Consider the following 3,134-nt stretch of genomic DNA (forward strand, 5'->3'; position numbering starts at 1 on the left):
CCCCCCCCGTCCGCAGCGCGCAAAACGCCAGACACCTTGCCTATGGAAGCCGCCCCCTCATCCGAGCGGCTTCGCCGCCCACCTTCTCCCCCGAGGGGAGAAGGGCTACGAGAATAAGATGACCCTGACCCATCGCCTGCCCGCCGCCGCCCTCGCCCTGCTGCTGACCTCGGCCGCCTCGACCGCGCTCGCTCAGCAATGGACCGGCCCGCAGGCCCCCGCCGAGCCGACGCCGCAGAACACGCCCCTGGCCCTGCCCCGCGCCCTACCGCCGATCCCGGCGCCGACGGCCGAGGCCTATCCCGGCGTCATCCGCTATGAGGTCGACGCCACTGACGTCGAAAAGAAGATCGTCCGCGTGCGCCAGACCATCCCGGTCACGCCCGGCCCCCTGGTCCTGCTCTATCCGAAATTCCTGCCCGGCAACCATGCGGCGACCGGCCCGATCCAGCTGATTTCCGGCGTCACCGTCCAAGGCGGCGGACAGCGAATCGACTGGCTGCGCGACACCATTGACCCCTACGCCTTCCACATCGAGGTACCGCGAGGCGTCAGCGAAATCACCGTCGACTTCCAGTGGCTGACCCAGCCGGACAGCTCGACCTGGCGCGTGATCATGACGCCCGAGATGGTCAATCTGCAGTGGGAAAAGGCCCTGCTCTATCCGGCGGGCTATCGCTCGACCGGCATCACCTTCGCCCCGTCGATCCGCCTGCCGCAGGGCTGGAAATACGGCGTGGCGCTGGACACCGAGAGTTTCGTCGACGGCCTGGCGACGTTTGCGCCGACCGACCTCTACACCCTGATCGACAGCCCCCTGTTCGGCGGCGCCAACTTCCAGCGCATCGCCATCGATCCGCGCCGGGGCGACGGCGAAGGCGCCGTCCACCTGAACATCGTCGCCGATGCGGCCAAGGATCTGGCCCCCACGACCCAGCAGCTCGGCTGGTTCGAGAACCTGGTCACCCAGACCGACCGCCTGTTCGGCGCCCGCCCCTATGACCGCTACGATTTCCTGGTGGCCGCCACGTCGAAGATGGGCGGCATCGGGCTGGAGCATCACCGCTCGTCCGAGAACTCGGTCCCGACCGACTTCTTCACCAACTGGGGCAAGAGCATGGGGGCCGTCGGCCTGCTGCCGCACGAATTCGTCCATGCCTGGAACGGCAAGCGCCAGCGCCCCGCCGACGAACTGACCGCCAACCACAACATCCCGACCCAGAACACCCTTCTGTGGGTCTATGAGGGTCAGACGGAATACTGGGGCGACGTGCTGACCGCCCGTTCGGGCCTGGCGTCCAAGGAAGACATCCTGGTCACCGTGGCCGAGAACGCCGCCTTCTATGACAACCAGCCGGGCCGCGAATGGCGCTCGCTTCAGGACACGAACAACCACAACCTGCTCGGCTATCGCACGTCGAACCCCTATTCGTCGTGGATGCGCGGCACGGGCGACTATTACCGCGAGGCCCTGCTGATCTGGCTGGACGCCGACACCCTGATCCGCGAGGCCACGGGCGCGAAGAAGTCGCTGGACGACTTCGCCAAGGGCTTCTTCGGCGGCGACGACGGCTCCTGGGTGCCGCGCGGCTATACGTTCAACGACGTGACGGCGGCGCTGAACGCCGTCCACCCACACGACTGGGCGACCTTCCTGCGCACGCGCCTGGACGCCAACGGCCCGGACGCCAAGGCGCCGCTGGACGGTCTGGCGCGCGGCGGCTACCGCCTGACCTACACCGACACCCTGACGGCCGACGAAAAGCGCATCCAGTCGGGCTGGGCCAACGACTTCCAGTATTCCCTGGGCTTCACCCTGTCCTCGTCGAACAAGCTGACCGGCGTCCGCTGGGGCGGCCGCGCCTTCCAGGCCGACATCGGGCCGGGCTGGGAGCTGGTCGCCGTCAACGACATCGCCGCCTCGGCCGAGAAGCTGCGCGACACCGTCACCGCCGCCAAGGGAACCGACGCCCCGATCCGCCTGCTGCTCAAGAACGGCGACCGCTATCGCACCGTCGACTTCGACTATCACGACGGCCTGCGCTACCCGCGTCTGGAGCGCATCGAGGGCACGCCCGACCGCCTCGGCGACATCCTCAGCCCCCGCCGTCGCTAAGAGTCTTAAGGCGCGCCTCGCACATGACGGCTTGGCGCGACGGGCCGGGGCGGTTTAACCTGTGAGAGACGGGCGCCGCTTCGGACCGCCCACATGAGAACTCGGCCCATGCCGGAGACCCCTGGCGCGCCCGGACGGCGCGACACGCGGTCCCTGCCTCGGAGGCCCCGCAACAGCGGTGCTTTCGATCGAGACGCGCCCCTCTACGGCGCGCTCGACCTGGGGACCAATAACTGCCGCCTGCTGATCGCGCGCCCGTCGCGTGACGGCTTCCGCGTGGTGGATTCCTTCAGCCGCATCGTGCGTCTGGGCGAGAGCCTGTCGCGCACCGGCCGCCTGGATGATCGGGCCATGGACCGGGCCTATGACGCCCTGGCCCTGTGCGCCGAGCGCCTGGTGCGCAAGGGCGTCGATCCCAATCGCCTGACCGCCGTCGCCACCCAGGCCTGCCGGATGGCCGAAAACGGCCCCGCCTTCGTCGAGCGGGTGCGGCGCGGCACCGGCCTGCGGCTCAGGATCATCGACCCGTCCGAGGAAGCCGCCCTGTCGGTCGCGGGCTGCCTGAACCTGTTCGATCCGCGCGCCGAGGCGGTGCTGGTGATCGACGTGGGCGGCGGCTCGACCGAACTGTCCTGGCTGATGAAGGGGCCGCGCGGCTTCGAAACCACCGCCTGGATGTCGGCGCCGCTGGGCGTGGTCAGCCTGGCCGAACGCCACCCCGAGCCCGAGGGCAGCCCGCCCGAGTGGTATGAGGCCATGGTCGCCGACTTCGGCGCCGCCATCGCCATGGGGGGCCCCGAAGGCCCCGACTTTCTGGCGCGCGTCGGCGCTGGACACGGCCATCTGGTCGGCACCTCCGGCGCCATCACCAGCCTGGCGGGCATTCACCTGGAGCTGAAACGCTACCAGCGCGATCTGGTCGACGGCCTCTGGATGACGCGGGGCGACTGCGAAAAGGCGGCCGACCGCCTGATCGCCCTCGGCCCTGCCGGGCGCGCGGCCGAGAACTGCATCGGAC

Annotated in this window: 2 protein-coding genes; both read left to right on the plus strand. The window is 69.4% G+C overall.

Features of this window, described 5'->3' with window-relative positions; genetic code table 11:
- Positions 1-118: 118 nt before the first annotated feature.
- Positions 119-2,116 (plus strand): peptidase M61, encoded by a 1,998-nt coding sequence (locus RT567_RS06150; protein ID WP_313575054.1) that lies wholly within the window; start codon positions 119-121, stop codon positions 2,114-2,116.
- A gap of 108 nt (positions 2,117-2,224) precedes the next feature.
- Positions 2,225-3,134 (plus strand): Ppx/GppA phosphatase family protein (locus RT567_RS06155; RefSeq protein ID WP_313575056.1); only part of this gene is annotated, 910 nt, incomplete at its 3' end.

This window comes from Brevundimonas sp. (assembly GCF_032107865.1).
In the GTDB taxonomy this organism is placed as follows: Bacteria; Pseudomonadota; Alphaproteobacteria; order Caulobacterales; family Caulobacteraceae; genus Brevundimonas.